Raw genomic sequence first — 19,013 nt, 5'->3', positions numbered from 1 at the left:
GCATGCATGACCGCCGGACCCACCGCCCCACCCCCACGCAACGCCAGACCCGGACGCCATTGATGACGCGATTCCCGAACCGCCGCCTGCTCGCCATCACCCTCGCCTCGACGCTCGCAGCGCCGGCCTGGGCCCAGCAGCCGGTCGACCCCCAGGCCGCCTTCGGCGTTGCACCCCAGCCGGCCGCGGCCCCGGCGCCTGGCGCGTTCACGGTGTCCGACATCCGCGTCGACGGCCTGCAGCGCATCGGCGCCGGCACCGTGTTCACCTACCTGCCGATCGAGCGCGGCGACACCGTCGACGGCAGCCGCATCGGCGACGCCATCCGCGCGCTGTACGCGACCGGCTTCTTCGAGGACGTCAGCGCCGGCCGCCAGGGCGACATCCTGGTGATCGAGGTGAAGGAACGCCCGGCGATCAACAAGCTGACGCTGACCGGCAACAAGGACATCAAGACCGAGGACCTGACCAAGGGCCTGAACGACATCGGCCTGGCCGAGGGCGAGACCTTCGACCGGCTGGCGCTCGACCGCGTCACCCAGGAACTCACCCGCCAGTACAACAACCGCGGCAAGTACAACGTGGTGATCACCCCCACGGTGTCGCCGCTGGACCGCAACCGCGTGGACGTGGGCATCAAGGTCGACGAAGGCAAGCCGGCGAAGATCCGCCACATCAACCTCATCGGCAACGAGACCTTCGACGACGAGACCCTCACCGACAGCTGGGAGTCCGGCACCAGCAACTGGCTGAGCTGGTACCGCCGCGACGACCAGTACTCGCGCGAGAAGCTCGAGGGCGACCGCGAGAAGCTGCGCAACTTCTACCTCGACCGCGGCTACGTGGACTTCAGCGAGGACAACATCCAGGTCTCGATCAGCCCCGACAAGCGCGACATGTACATCACCGCCGGCCTTACCGAGGGCGAGGTGTACACGGTCGACTCGGTCGAGGTCACCGGCGACACGATCCTGCCGAAGGAGGACATCGAACGCCTGGTGCTGCTGAAGCCGGAGATGACCTTCTCGCGCGCCCTGCTCGAGTTCAGCTCCGAGCAGATCTCCGCCACGCTGAGCAACATCGGCTACACCTTCGCCCAGGTGAACGTGGTGCCCGAGGTCGACCGCGAGAACCGCCGCGTCGACATCAACCTGCAGGTGGTCCCCGGCCCGCGCGTCAGCGTCCGCCGCATCGTGTTCAAGGGCAACAGCCGCACCGCCGACGAGGTGATGCGCCGCGAGATGCGCCAGTTCGAGGGCGCGTGGTATTCGCAGGCCGCGATCGACCGGTCCAAGGTGCGCCTGCAGCGACTGGGCTTCTTCGAGTCCGGCAGCGTCAATGTCGAGACCAAGCCGGTCCCCGGCAGCAACGACCAGGTGGACGTGGAGTTCAGCGTCACCGAGACCACGTCCGGCAGCTTCATGTTCGGCCTGGGCTACTCCCAGCTCAGCGGCATGACCACGTCGGTGCAGCTGTCGCAGAACAACTTCCTCGGCAGCGGCAACCGCATCTCGGTGGAAGCGCAGCGCAACGTGTACCTGCAGCGCTATTCGTTCTCGTACATGAACCCGTACTTCAACGACAGCGGCCTGTCGCTGGGCTACAACCTGTGGTGGCGCGAGTTCGACAACTCCGAGTTCAACACCGCGCAGTACTCCTCGACCAGCCGCGCCGCGCAGATGGTGCTGGGCGTGCCGATCACCGAACACGACACCGTCTCGGCGATGTTCGGCATCGACAGCAACCAGATCTTCGCGTGGCGGGGCAGCTCGCCGCAGTCGATCGTCGACTACATCGACGTCATCGGCCAGCGCACCTTCCACGCCTGGCGCGGCGAGGTGAGCTGGGCGCGCGACACCCGCAACGACTTCCTCCAGCCCACCCGCGGCACGCTGCAGCGGGTGTCGGCGGAAGTGACCCTGCCCGGCTCCACGGCCGAGTACTTCAAGCTCAACTACGAGTTCTCCAAGTACTGGCCGCTCACGCGGGCGATGGTGCTCAACACGCGGCTGGAGCTGGGCTACGGCGACAGCTACGGCGACCCGCGCTACGGCATCGTCTACGACCCCTACATCCCCGCCGACGAGGACGCGCCGCCCACCGGCGATCCCATCCCGCGCGAGGCGGTGGCCGACGGCCTGCCGTTCTTCGAGAACTTCTACGCCGGTGGCGCGCGCTCGGTGCGCGGCTTCCGCGACAACACGCTGGGCCCGCGCGAGGCCGCCTGGAACAGCAGCTACCAGCAGGTCATCGGCGGCGCGGTGAAGACGATCGGTTCGCTGGAGATGTTCTTCCCCACCCTGCTCGACTCGCCCGCCGCGCGCGTCTCGGCCTTCGTCGACTTCGGCAACGTGTTCAAGGACGTCGACGCGTTCGACGCCGGCGAGCTGCGCGCCTCGGCCGGCATCGCCCTGATGTGGCGCGCGCCGGTCGGCCCGATCTCGATCAGCTACGCGATGCCGCTCCGCAAGGAGGATGGCGACGAGCTGGAGCGCCTGCAGTTCACCTTCGGCGGCGCGTTCTAGCCGCCGGGGACGCGCGAGATGCAGTCCAGGACGTACACGGCGGCGGCCTTGGCCGAACGCTTCGGTCTGTCGCTGCGCGGCGATGGCGGCGCCGTGGTCGAAGCCGTGGCCACCCTGGCCGGCGCCGGGCCGCGGCAGCTGTCGTTCCTGTCCAATCCCCGCTACCGCGGCCAGCTCGCCGGCTCCGCCGCCGGCGTCGTGGTGGTGCGCGAGGACGATGCCGAAGGCCTGGACCGCACCCTGCTGGTCGCGCGGGATCCCTACGTCGCCTTCGCGAAGATCGCGGCCCTGTTCGATCCGGAGCCGGCCGCGAATCCCGGCGTGCACCCCACGGCAGTGGTCGACGGGTCCGCCGACATCGATCCCGGCGCCGAGATCGGCCCGCTGGCCTGCGTGGGCGCGCGCTCGCGCATCGGGCCCGGCGCGATCGTCGGGCCCGGCTGCGTCATCGGCGAGGACTGCGTGGTCGGCGCCGGCAGCCAGCTGGTCGCGCGCGTGACCCTGGTGCGCCGCGTGCGCCTGGGCGAGCGCGTGCTCATTCATCCGGGCGCGGTCCTGGGCGCCGACGGCTTCGGCCTGGCCATGGACGCCGGGCGCTGGATCAAGGTCCCGCAGCAGGGCGGCGTCGTGGTCGGCGACGACTGCGAGATCGGCGCCAACACCACCATCGACCGCGGCGCGATCGAGGACACGGTGCTCGGCGAGGACGTGCGCCTCGACAACCAGATCCAGATCGCCCACAACGTCCGCATCGGCGCGCACACCGCGATGGCCGGCTGCGTGGCGGTGGCGGGCAGCACCACGATCGGCCGCTACTGCCTGATCGGCGGCGCCGCCGGCATCGTGGGCCACATCAGCATCTGCGACCGGGTCACCATCACCGCGATGGCCCTGGTCACCGCATCGATCGACGCGCCCGGCGAGTATTCCTCGGGCACGCCGCTCATGGACAACCGGAGCTGGCGCAGGAGCGCGGCCCGTTTCAGGCAACTCGACGCGCTCGCCCGCCAGGTGCAGGCGCTCGGCAAGGAGAAGACATGACCGCCGGCAAGCTCACGTTCCCGATCGGCGTGGAAGGCATCCGCACGATGCTGCCCCACCGCTATCCCTTCCTGCTGATCGACCGCGTGGTGGAGTTCGACGCCGAGGCAAAACGCGTGCTCGCCTACAAGAACGTCACCTCCAACGAAGCCTATTTCCAGGGCCATTTCCCCGACCGCCCGGTGATGCCCGGCGTGCTGGTGATCGAGGCCATGGCCCAGGGCGGCGGCCTGCTCACCCAGCTCGCGCGCGGCGGCGCCAGTCACGTCGGCCGGCTGTCCTACCTGGTCAAGGTCGACAATGCCCGCTTCGCCAACATGGTGGTGCCGGGCGACCGGCTCGACATCGAGGTCACGGTCAAGCGCGAGATCCGCAACATGACGCTGTACTGCGGCGTCGCCAGCGTGGACGGGAAGCAGGTCGCCAGCGCCGACATCCTGTGCGCCGAGGTCGATGCCTGACATGGCCGCCGCGGCCATCCACGCCAGCGCGATCGTCGACCCCTCGGCCGTCATCGGCGAGGGCGCCAGCATCGGCGCCTTCACGATCATCGGCGCCGGGGTCGAGATCGGCGCGGGCACGCGCATCGGGCCGCACTGCAGCGTGACGGGCCCGACGCGCATCGGCCGCGACAACCACGTCCACGGCCACGCCGCGATCGGCGGCGAGCCCCAGGACAAGAAGTTCCGCGGCGAGAGCGTGCGCCTGGAGATCGGCGACCGCAACGTCATCCGCGAATTCACCACGCTCAACCGCGGCACCGGCGACGGCGGCGGCGTGACCCGCATCGGCAGCGACAACTGGCTGCTGGCGTACACGCACGTGGCCCATGACTGCGTCGTCGGCAACCACTGCATCTTCTCCAACAACGCCACGCTCGCCGGCCACGTCGTGGTCGGCGACCACGTGATCCTCAGCGGCTTCGCCGGCGTGCACCAGTTCTGCCGCATCGGCGACCACGCCTTCATCGGCATGGGTGCCTTCGTCAACGGCGACGTGGCGCCCTTCCTGATGGTCGCGCAGGACGGCTACGGCCGGCCGCGCGGGATCAATGCCGAGGGCCTGAAGCGCCGCGGCTTCGACGCCGAGCGCATCGCCGCGATCAGGCGCGCCTACCGCGCGGTCTACATGTCCGGCGAGGCGCTGGACGAGGCGCGCGCGAAGCTCGCCGAACTCGCCGAGGGCAGCGACGACGTGCGCCTGATGCTGGACTTCATCGAGGGCGGCGACAGGCCGCTGCTGCGGTGACCGGCGGCGGGCCGCGCTTCGCGCTGGTCGCCGGCGAAGCCTCCGGCGACCTGCTCGGCGCCGGCCTGGTGGAAGGCCTGCGCGAGCGCTTCCCCGACGCGGAGTTCGCCGGGATCGGCGGCGACGCCATGCGCGCGGCCGGCGTGGACACCTGGCACGATGCAGGCGAGCTGGCGGTGATGGGCCTGTCCGAAGTGCTGGCCCACCTGCCGCGCCTGCTGCGCCTGCGCCGCGGCCTGCAGCGCCGGATCCAGGACTGGACGCCCGACGTCTTCATCGGCATCGACGCGCCCGACTTCAACCTCGGCCTCGAGCGCCGGCTGAAGGCGCGCGGCGTGTGCACCGTGCACTACGTCAGCCCCTCGGTCTGGGCCTGGCGCCAGGGCCGCGCGGCGAAGATCGGCCGCAGTGCCGACCGCGTGCTCTGCCTGTTCCCGATGGAACCGGCGATCTATGCCCGCCACGGCGTCGACGCGCGCTTCGTCGGCCACCCGATGGCCGATGCGATGCCGCTCAATCCCGACCGCCGCGGCGCCCGCCAGGCGCTGGGCGTCGATACGGAGGCGCCGGTGCTGGCGGTGCTCCCGGGCTCGCGCCTGGGCGAAATCGAACGCCTGGCGCCGACCTTCCTGCAGGCGGCCGCGCTGGTCGCCGAGCGCATCCCGGGCCTGCAGGTGCTGGTGCCGGCCGCCAACGCCGCCTGCCGCGCAGCGCTGGAGCAGCTGCTGCCGGCGCCCGGCGCCACGGCGCCGCAGGTCCGGCTGCTCGACGGCTCCGCGCGCGCGGCGATGGTGGCCTCCGACGTGGTGCTGCTGGCCTCGGGCACGGCCACGCTGGAGGCGATGCTGGCCAAGCGTCCGATGGTGGTCGGCTACCGCATCTCGCCGACGACGCACGCCATCGTGAAGGGCCTCGGACTGCTCAAGGTCGACCGCTACGCCCTGCCCAACGTGCTTGCCGGCGAGACCATCGCGCCCGAGCTGATGCAGGACGACTGCACGCCGCTCGCGCTGGCCGACGCGGTGCTGGCCTGGTTCCAGCAGCCGGAGGCGATCGAGGCGCTCGAACCACGCTACCGCGACCTGCACCTGCAGCTGCGCCGCGACGCCTCGCGCGAGGCCGCGGCCGCGGTGGCCGAACTGCTCGATCCACGTCACGCCTCCACGCCGGCGGACGCGGCGCCGTGAAGCAGCGCGCGCCGCTGGTCGGAGTCCGCTCGCGCCCAGCGCCGGCCGGTTCGGCTGCGGTATCCGCGCTGGTCGCGGGCATCGACGAGGCCGGCCGCGGGCCGCTCGCCGGGCCGGTGGTCGTTGCGGCCGTGGTGTTCGATCCCTCGCGCCCGCGGATCAACGGCCTCGACGACTCCAAGCAGCTCGCGCACGCGCGCCGTGAGGAGCTGTACGCGCGCATCGTCGACCGCGCCCTGGCCTGGCACGTGGTGGCGATCGAAGCCACGGAGATCGACCGCATCAACATCTACCAGGCCACCATGCTCGGCATGCGCCGCGCCATCGAAGCCGTCGCGCACGTGGCCGGGCTGGCCCGGATCGACGGCAATGCGATCCCGCCCGGCCTGCCCTGCGCCGCCGAAGCCTGGGTTGGCGGAGATGCCCGCGACCGCAGCATCGCGGCGGCATCCATCCTGGCCAAGGTGACGCGCGATCGCGCCATGCTGGCCCTGCACGGGGAGTTCCCGGCCTACGGCTTCGATGGCCACAAGGGCTACGGCACGCCCGCGCACCTGGCCGCGCTGCGCGCGCACGGCCCCTGCCCGCAACATCGCAGGAGCTTCGCGCCCGTGCGCGAGGCCGGCGCGCGCGACCTGTTCGCGGCCGGCTGAGCCGGCCGGCAGGCACTAGCGGGTTACCGGCCCTCCGCTCTTGGGGCGCCGGTCGGAGCCGCCCGCCTTCGCCATGCGCTTGTCGGCGGTGCCCGAACGGGGCGCCTCCGCCTTCTTCGGTGGTTCCCTGCCGGTCGTGGGCGTCTGCGCCTTGCCCGGGTGGTCCGGGTGTTTCCTGCTGGCCATCGCGATGCCTCCTGGTGGTCGAGTGCTGCGGGCCGGTCAACGCGCCCCGCCGGCCCTTGCGGGGGATGCCTCCGCGCGGCCATGGCGGCCGCACATCCTCACTTTCCCAGCACCGGGCTGGCGCGGATGCGCGCCTTCGCCATGCCGGATGTCCTCGCACGCGCCAGTTCGCGGTTAGAGGCCGCGGTGTCGCCGAGCAGCGACAGCGTCTCGGCGTTGTACAGCGCGATCTCGGCGGGATCGCCATCGTCGGCGGCCCGCGCGCGCGCCACCATCGACCAGCGAGGGCCCAGCGCCACCACATCGCCGGGTTCGAACCGGGTGTGCGGAGCCTCGCGCGCTTCCGGTCGGTGGCGCTCGCGCTGGCCGCCTCCGACGAGATCCCCACGCGTCGAGGCCTACTTCGACTTCCGCCGGTTGCGCACCGAGGAGGCGCTGCTGCGCGGCGAGCGGCCCCGCAGCTTCCCGTTCGGCCGCGCGGGCCTGGCTGTCAAGCCTTGTCCGCGCGAGGGCGGGACCCTACCCTGCCTGCTGCACCTGCGGTCCCGCGATGTCCCGACGCTTCGTCCACCTTGCCCTCCACAGCGAGTACTCGCTCGCCGACTCGACGATCCGCATCCCGGAGCTCGTCAAGCGCTGCGTGGCCCTGGGGCAGCCTTCGGTGGCGGTGACCGACCGCAACAACCTGTTTTCACTGGTCAAATTCTTCCGCGCCGCCGAAGGCGCCGGCATCAAGCCGATCGCCGGCGCCGACATCAGCCTGGCCGAGGGCGACGAGGCCCCCGCCACGCTCACCCTGCTCTGCCGCGACCACGCCGGCTACCTGTCGCTGTCGCGCCTGCTGACCCGGGCGTGGATGGAAGGCCAGCGCCACGACGGCGTGGTGGTGCGCCCTGACTGGCTGCGCGACGACCACGCCGGCCTGTTCGCGCTGGCCGGCCGGCAGTCCCCGGCCGGGCGGCTGGTCGCGGCCGGCCGCCACGACCAGGCCGAAGCCTGGCTGCGCGACTGGGGCGGCGTGTTCGGCGACGGGCTGCACCTGGCACTCGCCCGCTGCGGCTTCGCCGACGAGGCCGCGTTCAACGACTTCGCGCTGCAGGCCTCGTCGCTGTGCGCGCTGCCGGTGGTGGCCGGCAACGAAGTCCGCTTCATCGACCGCGAGGGCTTCGAGGCGCACGAGGCGCGGGTCTGCATCGCCTCGGGCCGAGTGCTCGACGATCCGCGCCGTCCGCGCGACTACACCGCCGAGCAGTACCTGAAATCCGGCGAGGAGATGGCGGCGCTGTTCGCCGACGCGCCCGACGCGATCGACAACGCCGTCGCGCTGGCACAGCGCTGCAACCTCGAACTGCGCCTGGGCACCTACTACCTGCCCGCCTTCCCGGTCCCGGACGACCACACCCTCGACTCCTGGATCCGCAGCGAGGCCCGCGACGGCCTGGCGCGACGGCTCGAGCACGCGCCGCTGGCCGCCGGCCACGACCGCGCCAGCTACCAGGCGCGCCTGGAGACCGAGCTCGACGTCATCATCCGGATGGGCTTCCCCGGCTACTTCCTGATCGTTTCGGACTTCATCCGCTGGGGCAAGGAGCAGGGCATTCCGGTGGGCCCGGGCCGCGGTTCGGGCGCCGGCTCGCTGGTGGCCTGGGCGCTGGAGATCACCGACCTCGACCCCCTGCCCTACGACCTGCTGTTCGAGCGCTTCCTGAATCCGGAACGCGTGTCGATGCCCGACTTCGACATCGACTTCTGCATGGACCGCCGCGACGAGGTCATCGACTACGTCGCGCGCAAGTATGGCCGCGACCGCGTCAGCCAGATCATCACCTACGGCACCATGGCGGCGAAGGCCGTGGTGCGCGACGCCGGCCGCGCGCTGGGCTATCCCTTCGGCCTGGTCGACGGCATCGCCAAGCTGGTGCCGATGACCCTGGGCGTGTCGCTGCCCGACGCCCTGGGCCGGACCGAAAAGGGGAAGAAGGACGACGCCTGGCGCTCGGACGAACTGATCGCGCGCTACAACGACGAGGACGAGGTCCGCGAACTCATCGACCTCGCGCTGCAGCTCGAGGACCTCACCCGCAACGCCGGCAAGCACGCCGGCGGCGTGGTGATCGCGCCCTCGCCGCTGTCCGACTTCTGCCCGCTGTTCGCCGAACACGACGGCGAGGGCGCCGGGCGCAACCCGGTCACCCAGTTCGACAAGGACGACGTCGAAGCCATCGGCCTGGTGAAGTTCGACTTCCTCGGCCTGCGCACGCTCACGATCATCGACTGGGCGGTCAAGGCCATCAACCGGCGCCATGCGGCGGATGGGTCCGCGCAGGGCGACGCCGCGGTCGAGCCGCTGGACATCGCCAAGCTCCCGCTCGACGACGCGAAGACCTACGAGCTGTTCGCGCGCGGCGACACCGTGGCCGTGTTCCAGTTCGAATCGCGCGGCATGCGCGAACTGCTCAAGCGCGCGAAGCCCGACCGCTTCGAGGACCTGATCGCGCTGGTGTCGCTGTACCGCCCGGGCCCGATGGACCTGATCCCGGACTTCATCGAGCGCAAGCACGGCCGCGCCGAGGTGAAGTACCCGCATCCGCTGCTGGAGCCGGTGCTGGCGCCGACCTACGGCGTGGTGGTGTACCAGGAACAGGTGATGCAGACCGCGCAGATCCTGGGCGGCTATTCGCTGGGCGGCGCCGACCTGCTGCGCCGCGCGATGGGCAAGAAGAAGGTCGAGGAGATGGCGCGTGAACGCGCCAAATTCGAGGCCGGCGCGCAGCAGACGCACGGCATCGAACCGAAGGTGTCCGGCCCGATCTTCGACCTGCTGGAGAAGTTCGCCGGCTACGGCTTCAACAAGTCGCACGCCGCCGCCTACGCGCTGGTGTCCTACCAGACCGCCTGGCTCAAGGCGCACCATCCTGCCGAGTTCATGGCCGCGGTGCTGTCGAGCGACATGGACAGCACCGACAAGGTCGTGGGCTTCCTCGCCGAGGCGCGCGCGCTCGGGCTGGAGGTGCTGCCGCCGGACGTGAACCACTCGTCCTACATGTTCGAGGCGATCGACCCGCGCACGCTGCGCTACGGCCTGGGCGCGGTGAAGGGCGTCGGCCAGGGCGCCTGCGAGGCGATCGCCGAGGAGCGCGCACGCGGCGGCGCCTACGTCGATCTGCTGGATTTCTGCCGGCGCAACGAATCGGCGCGCCTCAACCGGCGCACGCTCGAAGCCCTTGTGAATGCGGGCGCGCTCGACGCGCTCGGCTGCAACCGCGCCTCGCTGATGCTGCAGCTGCCCGAGGTGCTGAAGGCCACCGACCAGCTCGCGCGCGAGCGCGAGGCCGGGCAGGCCTCGCTGTTCGGCGGCTTCGCGGAGCCTGCGGCGGCCGCGGCGCAGATCACCCTGCCGGAAGTGCCGGAATGGCCGCTGGCGCAGAAGCTGGCAGGCGAGCGCGACACGCTCGGGCATTACCTGAGCGGCCACCCGCTTGATCCCTACCGCAGCGAGCTCAAGGCGCTGGTCGGCACCGACCTCGGCCAGCTGGATGCGCTGTGGGAATCGGCCAGCTCCGCGCGCAAGGGCGGCAACGGCAATGGCGAAGGCGGCCGTGGCGGCTGGCGCCAGGAGGTCACCGCGATCGTCGCCGGCCAGGTCACCGGCATCCGCAAGCGCGGCGAGAGCCAGGCCTTCGTGGTGCTGGAGGACGGGCGCGGGCGGCTCGAGTGCGCCTTTTTCTCCGAGGCCTGGATGGAGCACGCGCCGCTGCTGACCACCGGCCGCATCGTGATCGTCGAGGGCGGCCTGCGCGAGGACGAGTTCAGCGGCGGCTTCTCGCTGCGCGCACGCCGCGCCTGGGACTTCCACGAAGTCTGCAACCAGTCCGCGCGGCGGCTGTCGCTGCGCCTGGACCTGTCCGTCGCGGGCACCCTAGACCGCGTGGACGCCCTGCTGTCGACGCACCGCCCGGGGCCGACGCCGCTGCGCCTGGACCTGCTGCTGCCGGCGGGCAGCGCCGGCTCGCTCGACCTCGACGGCCAGCACGCGGTCCGCGTGGATCCGGACCTCGTCGACCGCCTGCGAGGCGAGGACGGCGTGCGCGCGGTCCAGGTCGGCATGGGCAGCCGCCCCTGGGCGGCCGGCTGAGCCGCGGCCACACCCCGACGTACGGTCCCCCCGGGCCGAACCCGCTAGACTCCCTCCTTTTCCGACCGAAGCCGTCGATGAATCCGAACTACCTCGACTTCGAGCAGCCCATCGCCGACCTGGAAGCCAAGATCCAGGACCTGCGCCAGGCCAGCTCCGGCCCCGCCGTCAACATCGACGCCGAACTCCGGACGCTCCAGGACAAGCTGCGCCTGCGCACCGCGCAGATCTTCCGCGACCTGACGCCCTGGCAGGTGTCGCAGCTCGCGCGCCACCCGGCGCGGCCCTACACCAACGACTACATCCGCTACATCTGCGACGAGTTCCAGGAGCTCGCCGGCGACCGCGCCTATGCCGACGACGCCGCGATCGTCGGCGGCATCGGCCGCATCAACGGCCGCAGCGTGATGATCATCGGCCACCAGAAGGGCCGCGACACCAAGGCCAAGGTACGCCGCAACTTCGGCATGCCGCGCCCCGAGGGCTACCGCAAGGCGCTGCGGCTGATGAAGATGGCCGAGCGCTTCAAGCTGCCGCTGCTGACCTTCATCGACACCCCCGGCGCCTATCCCGGCATCGGCGCCGAGGAGCGCGGCCAGTCCGAAGCCATCGCCCGCAACCTGATGGAAATGGCGGAACTCAAGATCCCGATCGTGTGCACGGTGATCGGCGAAGGCGGCTCCGGCGGCGCGCTGGCGATCGGCGTCGGCGACCGCACGGTGATGCTGGAATACAGCACCTATTCGGTGATCTCGCCCGAGGGCTGCGCCTCGATCCTGTGGAAGGACGCGGCCAAGGCCAAGGACGCCGCCGAGCAGCTGGGCCTGACCGCGAAGCGGCTGCTGGGCCTGGGCCTGGTCGACAAACTGGTGCGCGAACCGATCGGCGGCGCGCACCGCAATCCGCGCCAGACCGCACTGCGCCTTAAAGCCGTGCTGCTGAACCAGCTCGACGAGCTGGAGGCACTGCCGGCCGACGTGCTGGTGGACAAGCGCTACCGGCGCCTGCGCGGCTACGGGGCCTACGAGGCGGCCTGAGCCGGCGCGCACGATCGCATAGACTCTCCCGTGCCGGCAGACCGCCGGCCCAGGGGAGAGACCAACACATGATCATCAAGCGCATCGACGTCCTGTCCGCGGCGAAGATCTTCGGCATCACCGCCGCCGCCTTCGGCCTGCTGGCCGGCATCCTCGTGTTCCTGTTCGGGGGCGTGCTCGGCAGCCTCTTCGGCGACGCCGGCGGCGTGGGCTTCGTCGGAGGCTTCATGGCCATCATCACCATGCCCATCATGTACGGCATCTTCGGCTTCATCGGCGGCGCCATCCAGGCCTTCATCTACAACCTGGCGGCCGGCTTCATCGGCGGCGTCCGGATCGAGACCGAGTAAGCCGGGGCGGCGCGCGGTGGCCCGGGCGCCGCGCGCCGCAGCCTGTCCACCCATGGATCCGGCACTGCCTGACACCATCTTCGCGCTCCCGGACGAGGGAACCGGCAGCGCGGTGCTGGTGGCGCTGAGCGGAGGCCTGGACTCCAGCGTCCTGCTGCAGCGCCTGGCCGAGCTCCCGGCGATCCGCGAACGCGGCCTGCGCGCCCTGCACGTACACCACGGCCTGCATGCCGATGCCGATGCCTGGGCCGCGCACTGCGCGGGGCTGTGCTCGAGGCTGGGCGTCGCGCTCGAAGTCCGTCGCGTCGAAGTCGCCCGTGACAGCGGGCTCGGGCTGGAAGCCGCCGCACGCGCCGCGCGCCATGCGGCCTTTGCCCAGGCCCTGGGTGCCGGCGAGGTGCTGGCCCTCGCGCACCATCTCGACGACCAGGCCGAAACCTTCCTGCTGCGAGCGCTGCGTGCGTCCGGGCCGGACGGCCTCGCCGCGATGCGGCCCTGGCGGCGCTTCGCCGGCGGCTGGATGTGGCGGCCCCTGCTCGCGCAGCCGCGCGCGCGCCTCGAGGCCTGGGCCCGTGCGCGCGGGCTGGACTGGATCGAGGACCCGGCGAATGCCGATCCCGCCCACGCACGCAGCCTGCTGCGCCAGCAGGTGCTGCCGCTGCTCCGCCAGCGCTGGCCGGAAGCCTCCGCCGCCCTCGCGCGCAGTGCCGCCCTGTGCGCGGAGGCCACGGACCTGCTGGCGGACGATGACAGCGCCGCGCTGGACGCCCTGGCCGGCCCGCCCACGGCGTCGGCCACGGGGCCGCTGCCGATCGCGGCGCTGTCGGCGCTTTCTCCGCCGCGCCGCGCGCGCCTGCTGCGTGCATGGGCCGCACGCTCGGACCTGCCGCCGCTCCCGGGCTCGGGCATCACCGCCATCGGAGCCCTGTTCCAGGCGCGTGGCGACGGCGCCGCCGAATACCGCTGGGCCGGGGCTTGCGTCCGCACCTGGCGCGGGCATCTGCATGCCGTGCCGGACGCCGCGCCGCTGCCGGCCGGCTGGTCGCGCCTTTGGGACGGACGCGACCCGCTGCAGCTTCCCGGTGGCGGCCGGCTGGTGCTGGAAGGCGCGGATGCGTTCGATGCCCCGCTGCGCGCGCACGCACGGCAGGGGGGCGAGCGCATGCTGATGCCCGGACGCAGGCATTCGCATTCGCTCAAGCAGCTCCTGCAGGACAGCGGTTGCCCACCCTGGGTCCGGCCGCGCATGCCACTGCTGTCGGATGGCGACGGCCGGCTGCTGGCGGCGGGCGACGCCGTGGTGTCGGCAGCGCTGGACGCCTGGCTGCACCGGCATGGCGCACGCCTGCGCTGGCATGACATGGCGTAAACTCGAAGCCATGTCCGACACGCCCGATACCGCCCCCACCGGCTCCCCGGTCGCCGATTTCGAAGCCTCGCTCGACGCGCTCGAGCAGCTGGTCGGGAAGATGGAACGCGGAGACATGAGCCTCGAGGATTCGCTTGCCGCCTACGAGCGCGGCGTCGGCCTCTACCGCCGCTGCCAGCAGGCCCTGGAAGCGGCCGAACTGCGCGTGCGCCTGCTCACCGATCCGCAGCAGCCCGACGCCGCCACGCCGTTCCCGGGCCTCGGCGACGATGCCTGACGCCGGCGGCGGCGACGTCGCCGCGCGCCTGGACGCCTGGCGCCGTCGCATCGACGGCGTGCTCGAGGACGCACTGGCGCGGCATCCGGCGGCGGAAGCACGGCTCGGCGACGCCATGCGCCACGCCGTGCTGCTCGGCGGCAAGCGCATGCGCCCGCTGCTGGCCTATGCCAGCGGCACCGCGTTCGGTGCCGACGAGGCCACGCTCGATGCCGCCGCCGCCGCGATCGAACTCGTGCACGCCTATTCCCTCGTGCATGACGACCTGCCGGCGATGGACGACGATGCCCTGCGCCGCGGCCAACCGACCGTGCACGTCGCCTTCGACGAAGCCACCGCGATCCTGGCCGGCGACGCGCTGCAGTCGCTGGCCTTCGCGGTACTGGCCGACGCGCCCTGCAGCGATGCCGCGCGCGTCGCGATGCTGCGCGAACTCGCGCTGGCCTCCGGCGCGACGGGCATGTGCGGCGGGCAGGCGCTGGACCTCGCGGCCACCGGCCGCGGCGCCGAAGCCGGCATCCACGCGCTGGAGCACCTGCACGCGCTCAAGACGGGCGCGCTGATCCGCGCCGCGGTGCGCCTGGGCGCGATCGCCGCCGGTGCTCCGGACGCCGGATGCGTGCGCCTGGACGCGTTCGCCGATGCGCTCGGGCTCGCGTTCCAGATCCGTGACGACCTGCTCGACGTCGAGGGCGAAAGTGCCACGCTCGGCAAGACCGCGGGCAAGGACGCCGAGCAGGACAAGGCCACGTTCCCGGCGCTGATCGGCATCGAGGCCTCGCGCGCCCGGCTCGACGGCCTGGCGCGGACGATGGATGCGGCGCTCGCGCCGCTGGGCCCGCGCGGCGACGCGCTGGCGGCGCTGGGACGGCTGGCGATCAGCCGTTCGTACTGATCCGGGCGCGCCTCAGAACAGCCGCAGGGTCAGCGGATAGCGGTAGGCCTCGCCGTTCCAGGCGCGGAGCACCGCGATCACGCTGCAGACCAGCCACATCAGCGCGATCACGACGAACAGCGCGAGCAGCAGCAGGCCAGCCGGCAGGGTGACGATCGCGCCGATGCCGAGCGTGAGCAGGGTCGCGCCCACCAGCACGACGGCGATCGCGCAGGCCACCGCGGCGTAGATGAACATGCTGAGGTTGAAGTTCAGCGCCTCGCGCGCGTGCGCGGCGACGAAGGGCGAATCGTCGCGCTTGAACATGTACACCGCGCCGGCGCCGAGCACGCCGGCGATCCCCGCCATCCAGCTGGTGCACAGCGCCAGCACCAGCGCGGCCAGGTGGGCGCACGCGGCCCACTGGCGCTCGCTGGGCGTGGTGGTGCCGATCACGTCGCGGGTTTCGTTCATGGCAGGGTGTCCTCGTCCGGTAGCCGTGTCCCCGTAAGTTGGGGCGCGCGCGCGCCGCGCGCAACCCAACCGATGACAGGGCCGGTCGCGCCGCGCGCGGTGGAGATGGCGCGTCAGTCCGCGCCGGCCACCGTCATCGCGCCGACCAGGATCGAGCCGGTGCGGATGTGCGAACGCGGGTCGATGTCGCGGCCGACGGCTTCGATCGCGAGGAACATGTCGCGCAGGTTGCCGGCGATGGTGATGCCGTCGACGGGATGCACGATGGCTCCGTTCTCGACGCGGAAGCCCGCCGCGCCGCGCGAGTAGTCGCCGGTGACGGTATTGACGCCCTGCCCCATCAGGCTGGTGACCAGCAGGCCGTCAGCCATGCCGCGCACCAGGTCCTCGAGGCTTCCGGCGTTGGCGGCGACGTCCAGGTTGTGCACGCCGCCGGCGTTGGCGGTGGTCTCCAGGCCCAGGCGACGCGCGGAATAGCTCCCGAGCACGTAGCGCTGCAGCACGCCGGCCTCGACCAGCGGGGCCTCGCGCGTGGCCACGCCTTCGGCATCGAACGACGCCGAGCGCAGGCCGCGCTGCAGGAACGGACGCTCGTGGATCGAGAACCAGTCGGGGAACAGCCGCGTGCCGGCACTGTCGACCAGGAAGCTCGCCCCGCGGTACAGCGCGCCGCCGGAGACCGCCCCCAGCAGGTGTCCGAGCAGCGAGCGCGCGACCTCGGCGGAGAACAGCACCGGGTAGCGGCCGGTGGCCAGCGGACGCGGATCCAGGCGTTCGACCGTGCGCCGCGCTGCGCTGCGCCCGACGGCGGCGGCCGGTTCGAGATCGCCCGGCGCCAGCGCGTGGCTGTACCAGCCGTCGCGCTGCATGGCGTCGCCCTGGCCCGCGATCAGCGCGCAGGACAGGCTGTGGTGGCTGGCGCGCTCGGCGCCGACGAAGCCGTGGGAGTTGGCGTACACCGACAGCGTGGTGCCGCTGCCGACGCCCGCGCCGTCCGAGTTGCTGATGCGCGGGTCGGCGTCGCGACCGGCCTGCTCGGCCGCCAGCGCAAGCTCCACCGCCTGCTGCGCGTCCAGGTCCCAGGGGTGCCAGGCGTCGAATTCACGCAGGTCGCGCGCCATCAGCGCCGGGTCGGCGAGCCCGGAGGCGGGATCGTCCTCGGTGTGGCGGGCGATCGCGCAGGCCTGCGCCACGGTCGCGGCCAGGCTCTCCTCGCGCAGGTCGGCGGTGCTGGCACTGCCCTTGCGCTGGCCGAAATAGACGGTGACGCCGATGCCGCGGTCGCGCGTGGACTCGATCGACTCCACCTCGCCCATGCGCACGTTGACTTCGAGCCCGCGGTCCTCGCTGCAGGAGACCTCGGCCTGGGTGGCGCCGGCGGCGCGGCAGCGGTCGAGCAGCTGGGCGGCGATGCCCTCGAGGCGCGCCAGGCGCTGGCGGCTGTCGTCCACGGCGGGCGTGGCGTCGGTGATGGCGGTGGTCAATGCCTTATCCTTCGTGGTTCTTGAATGGTTGGACGGCGGGCTGGAACGACATGCGCGGCAAGGACGACGACACCGGTGAATTCCTCGGCCCCAGCCGCAGCGCGCAGCGTCGCGAGGCGCTGGACGTGCTGGAGCTGGCGAAGCAGCTCGTGGACCTGGACCCGGGCCGGCTGGCGAAGCTGCCGCTGGGGGAACACCTGCTGCCCTTCATCGCCCAGGCGCGCCGCATCACCTCCAACATCGCGCGCAAGCGCGAGATCGCCTTCCTGGCAAAGCAGCTGCGCCGCGAGGACGAGGAGGCGCTGGACGCGCTGCGCGACGCCCTGGACACCGACGGCGAAGCCGCGCGCCTGGACACCGCGCGCCTGCACCGCGCCGAGGAATGGCGCGAGCGCCTGCTGGGCGAGGACGGCGCAGCCGCGCTCTCGGCGCTGATGCACGAGTTCCCCGGCGCCGACAGCCAGCGCATCCGCCAGCTGGTGCGCAACGCGCTGGCCGAGCGCAAGGCCGGCAAGCCGCCGCGCGCCTTCCGCGAGCTGTACCGCGAAGTGCGCGCGCTGCTGGACGCCGACACGCCCGCCGACGACGGCACCGTGTAGGAGCGGCTGCAGCCCCGACTGCGCCGTGGGGGCCTGGCAATCGCGGCTATAGCCGCTCCCACAGGAATCGCCGCGGCAGCCCCTCCCTGCAGGAAGCGGCGTCACGCCCGCGTGCCACCGACGGTGATCGCCTCGACCAGCAGCGACGGCTGGCCCACGCCCACCGGCACGCTCTGGCCGTCCTTGCCGCAGGTGCCGACGCCGTCGTCGAGCGCCATGTCGTGGCCGACCATGCGCACCTTCTGCATCGTTTCCGGACCGCTGCCGATCAGGGTCGCGCCCTTCACCGGCGCGGTCACCCTGCCGTCCTCGATCAGATAGGCCTCGGTGGCCGAGAACACGTACTTGCCGCTGGTGATGTCGACCTGGCCGCCGCCGAAGTTGACCGCGTACAGGCCTTTCTTCACCGAACGGATCATGTCCGCGGGATCGTCCTTGCCCGCCAGCATGCAGGTGTTGGTCATGCGCGGCATCACCAGGTGCGCGAAGGATTCGCGGCGACCGTTGCCGGTCGGGGCCACGCCCATCAGCCGCGCGTTGAGCGTGTCCTGCATGTAGCCGGTGAGCACGCCGTCCTCGATCAGGGTGGTGCACCGGGTGGGCGTGCCCTCGTCGTCGACGTTGAGCGAGCCGCGGCGGCCATCGAGCGTGCCGTCGTCGACGATGGTCACGCCCGGCGCGGCCACGCGCTGGCCGATGCGGCCGGCGTAGGTGCTGGTGCCCTTGCGGTTGAAGTCGCCCTCCAGGCCGTGGCCGACCGCCTCGTGCAGCAGCACGCCGGGCCAACCGCTGCCGAGCACCACCGGCATCACCCCGGCCGGCGCGTCGACCGCCTCGAGGTTCACCAGCGCCTGGCGCAGGGCTTCGCGCGCGAACTTCTCCGGCTGCCCGTCGCCGAGCAGTTCGGCGTAGGAGTACCGCCCGCCGTAACCGGCGTAGCCGCTCTCGCGTCGGCCGCCCTGCTCGACGATCACCTGCACGTTGAGCCGCACCAGCGGCCGCACGTCCCCGGCGACCACACCGTCCGAGCGTGCGACGAAGATCGTGTCGACCCCGCCCGACAGGCTCACCATCACCTGCTTCACGCGCGGGTCGGCGGCGCGCAGCAGGCGGTCGACGCGGCGCAGCGCCTCGACCTTGGCATCGTTGGCCATGCCGTCCACGGGATCCTCGGCCGGATACAGCGAGCGCGCGCCCGCCGGCACCAGCGACCGCACGCGCTGCTCGGCGCCGCTGCGCGCGATCGCACGCGCCGAGCCCGCGGCCGACAGCAGCGCCTCGGCGTTGATGTCGTCGGCATAGGCGAAGCCGGTCTTCTCGCCGCTGATCGCGCGCACGCCCACGCCCTGCTCGATCGAGTGCGCGCCGTCGCGCACGATGCCGTCCTCCACCGTCCAGCTCTCGCGCCGCGCGTGCTGGAAGTAGATGTCGCCGAAGTCGACGCCGGGCCCCAGCAGGGTGCCGAACGCGCGCTCCAGCCCGGCACCGTCCAGCCCCGCGGGCAGCAGCAGGCGTGACTGGGCGATCTCGAGGGCGTGGGTCATGTCGGGGTCCTGCGGGAAGTCATGCGTGGA

The 19,013-nt window shown here is 72.0% G+C and carries 17 protein-coding genes; 13 read left to right on the top strand and 4 right to left on the bottom strand.

The window, feature by feature from the left end:
• Nucleotides 1-2: 2 nt before the first annotated feature.
• The 6 genes from bamA to IE168_RS04315 are packed head-to-tail and all read left to right on the top strand — an operon-like array spanning nt 3 to nt 6,654.
• Nucleotides 3-2,525 carry an outer membrane protein assembly factor BamA gene (gene bamA / locus IE168_RS04340; protein WP_425490142.1) on the top strand — a complete coding sequence of 841 codons (2,523 nt, stop codon included), beginning with the start codon at nt 3-5 and terminating at the stop codon, nt 2,523-2,525.
• Nucleotides 2,526-2,543: 18 nt separating this feature from the next.
• Complete coding sequence (lpxD, locus tag IE168_RS04335; RefSeq protein WP_189495589.1) at nt 2,544-3,566, top strand: UDP-3-O-(3-hydroxymyristoyl)glucosamine N-acyltransferase; 1,023 nt, start codon at nt 2,544-2,546, stop codon at nt 3,564-3,566.
• Nucleotides 3,563-4,027, top strand: a complete 465-nt coding sequence (fabZ, locus tag IE168_RS04330) for a 3-hydroxyacyl-ACP dehydratase FabZ (RefSeq protein WP_189495587.1) — start codon at nt 3,563-3,565, stop codon at nt 4,025-4,027. The genes lpxD and fabZ overlap by 4 nt, the downstream gene beginning before the upstream one ends.
• Before the next feature lies 1 nt (nt 4,028).
• Nucleotides 4,029-4,814 (top strand): acyl-ACP--UDP-N-acetylglucosamine O-acyltransferase, encoded by a 786-nt coding sequence (gene lpxA, locus IE168_RS04325; protein ID WP_189495873.1) that lies wholly within the window; start codon nt 4,029-4,031, stop codon nt 4,812-4,814.
• Entirely contained in the window at nt 4,811-6,001 is a 1,191-nt protein-coding gene (gene lpxB / locus IE168_RS04320; RefSeq protein WP_189495586.1) for a lipid-A-disaccharide synthase, read from the top strand. The genes lpxA and lpxB overlap by 4 nt, the downstream gene beginning before the upstream one ends.
• 14 nt (nt 6,002-6,015) lie before the next feature.
• Nucleotides 6,016-6,654: a ribonuclease HII gene (locus IE168_RS04315; protein ID WP_189495871.1), complete on the top strand. Its 639-nt coding sequence runs from the start codon at nt 6,016-6,018 to the stop codon at nt 6,652-6,654.
• 284 nt (nt 6,655-6,938) lie between these two features.
• Here the strand turns inward: IE168_RS04315 and IE168_RS04310 are convergent, their stop codons facing one another.
• Nucleotides 6,939-7,139 (bottom strand): hypothetical protein, encoded by a 201-nt coding sequence (locus tag IE168_RS04310; RefSeq protein WP_189495584.1) that lies wholly within the window; start codon nt 7,137-7,139, stop codon nt 6,939-6,941.
• Between the two features lie 251 nt (nt 7,140-7,390).
• Between IE168_RS04310 and dnaE the strand changes: the two genes are divergently transcribed.
• From dnaE to IE168_RS04280, 6 genes are all read left to right on the top strand, one after another.
• Nucleotides 7,391-10,975, top strand: coding sequence for a DNA polymerase III subunit alpha (gene dnaE, locus IE168_RS04305; protein WP_189495581.1), 3,585 nt, complete (start codon nt 7,391-7,393; stop codon nt 10,973-10,975).
• Nucleotides 10,976-11,052: 77 nt separating this feature from the next.
• Nucleotides 11,053-12,012 (top strand): acetyl-CoA carboxylase carboxyltransferase subunit alpha, encoded by a 960-nt coding sequence (locus IE168_RS04300; RefSeq protein ID WP_189495579.1) that lies wholly within the window; start codon nt 11,053-11,055, stop codon nt 12,010-12,012.
• Nucleotides 12,013-12,080: 68 nt separating this feature from the next.
• Nucleotides 12,081-12,362, top strand: a complete 282-nt coding sequence (locus IE168_RS04295) for a hypothetical protein (RefSeq protein ID WP_189495577.1) — start codon at nt 12,081-12,083, stop codon at nt 12,360-12,362.
• Nucleotides 12,363-12,414: 52 nt separating this feature from the next.
• Nucleotides 12,415-13,731: a tRNA lysidine(34) synthetase TilS gene (gene tilS / locus IE168_RS04290; protein ID WP_189495575.1), complete on the top strand. Its 1,317-nt coding sequence runs from the start codon at nt 12,415-12,417 to the stop codon at nt 13,729-13,731.
• 10 nt (nt 13,732-13,741) lie between these two features.
• Complete coding sequence (locus tag IE168_RS04285) at nt 13,742-14,008, top strand: exodeoxyribonuclease VII small subunit (RefSeq protein ID WP_189495573.1); 267 nt, start codon at nt 13,742-13,744, stop codon at nt 14,006-14,008.
• On the top strand, nt 14,001-14,903 hold the full coding sequence (locus IE168_RS04280; protein WP_189495571.1) for a farnesyl diphosphate synthase: 903 nt from the start codon (nt 14,001-14,003) through the stop codon (nt 14,901-14,903). Before IE168_RS04285 ends, IE168_RS04280 begins: the two co-directional genes overlap by 8 nt.
• Nucleotides 14,904-14,915: 12 nt before the next feature.
• On the opposite strand, the gene IE168_RS04275 is transcribed toward IE168_RS04280, so the two are convergent.
• Nucleotides 14,916-15,356 carry a DUF4870 domain-containing protein gene (locus IE168_RS04275; protein WP_189495569.1) on the bottom strand — a complete coding sequence of 147 codons (441 nt, stop codon included), beginning with the start codon at nt 15,354-15,356 and terminating at the stop codon, nt 14,916-14,918.
• Between the two features lie 113 nt (nt 15,357-15,469).
• Nucleotides 15,470-16,828, bottom strand: coding sequence for a metalloprotease PmbA (pmbA, locus tag IE168_RS04270; RefSeq protein ID WP_189495869.1), 1,359 nt, complete (start codon nt 16,826-16,828; stop codon nt 15,470-15,472).
• 11 nt (nt 16,829-16,839) lie between these two features.
• Between pmbA and yjgA the strand changes: the two genes are divergently transcribed.
• A complete protein-coding gene (yjgA, locus tag IE168_RS04265; protein WP_225217894.1) occupies nt 16,840-17,439 on the top strand; it encodes a ribosome biogenesis factor YjgA in 600 nt (199 codons plus the stop codon).
• A 101-nt stretch (nt 17,440-17,540) separates the two neighbouring features.
• Here the strand turns inward: yjgA and tldD are convergent, their stop codons facing one another.
• Nucleotides 17,541-18,983, bottom strand: coding sequence for a metalloprotease TldD (gene tldD, locus IE168_RS04260; protein WP_189495568.1), 1,443 nt, complete (start codon nt 18,981-18,983; stop codon nt 17,541-17,543).
• Between the last annotated feature and the right edge of the window lie 30 nt (nt 18,984-19,013).

Origin of the sequence: Luteimonas padinae (assembly GCF_014652935.1) — a bacterium.
Lineage (GTDB): Bacteria > Pseudomonadota > Gammaproteobacteria > Xanthomonadales > Xanthomonadaceae > Luteimonas > Luteimonas padinae.
Note: the sequence above shows the minus strand (reverse complement) of the source record. Positions and strands in the feature narration are given on the sequence as shown.

What these genes read in the sequence shown, in the direction of transcription:
- tilS (WP_189495575.1), top strand. Translation starts at nt 12,415, where the DNA reads ATGGATCCGGCACTGCCTGACACCATCTTCGCGCTCCCGGACGAGGGA.
- tldD (WP_189495568.1), bottom strand. Translation starts at nt 18,983, where the DNA reads ATGACCCACGCCCTCGAGATCGCCCAGTCACGCCTGCTGCTGCCCGCG.
- IE168_RS04295 (WP_189495577.1), top strand. Translation starts at nt 12,081, where the DNA reads ATGATCATCAAGCGCATCGACGTCCTGTCCGCGGCGAAGATCTTCGGC.
- lpxD (WP_189495589.1), top strand. Translation starts at nt 2,544, where the DNA reads ATGCAGTCCAGGACGTACACGGCGGCGGCCTTGGCCGAACGCTTCGGT.
- lpxA (WP_189495873.1), top strand. Translation starts at nt 4,029, where the DNA reads ATGGCCGCCGCGGCCATCCACGCCAGCGCGATCGTCGACCCCTCGGCC.
- bamA (WP_425490142.1), top strand. Translation starts at nt 3, where the DNA reads ATGCATGACCGCCGGACCCACCGCCCCACCCCCACGCAACGCCAGACC.
- IE168_RS04300 (WP_189495579.1), top strand. Translation starts at nt 11,053, where the DNA reads ATGAATCCGAACTACCTCGACTTCGAGCAGCCCATCGCCGACCTGGAA.
- IE168_RS04280 (WP_189495571.1), top strand. Translation starts at nt 14,001, where the DNA reads ATGCCTGACGCCGGCGGCGGCGACGTCGCCGCGCGCCTGGACGCCTGG.
- dnaE (WP_189495581.1), top strand. Translation starts at nt 7,391, where the DNA reads ATGTCCCGACGCTTCGTCCACCTTGCCCTCCACAGCGAGTACTCGCTC.
- yjgA (WP_225217894.1), top strand. Translation starts at nt 16,840, where the DNA reads ATGCCTTATCCTTCGTGGTTCTTGAATGGTTGGACGGCGGGCTGGAAC.
- IE168_RS04275 (WP_189495569.1), bottom strand. Translation starts at nt 15,356, where the DNA reads ATGAACGAAACCCGCGACGTGATCGGCACCACCACGCCCAGCGAGCGC.
- fabZ (WP_189495587.1), top strand. Translation starts at nt 3,563, where the DNA reads ATGACCGCCGGCAAGCTCACGTTCCCGATCGGCGTGGAAGGCATCCGC.
- IE168_RS04285 (WP_189495573.1), top strand. Translation starts at nt 13,742, where the DNA reads ATGTCCGACACGCCCGATACCGCCCCCACCGGCTCCCCGGTCGCCGAT.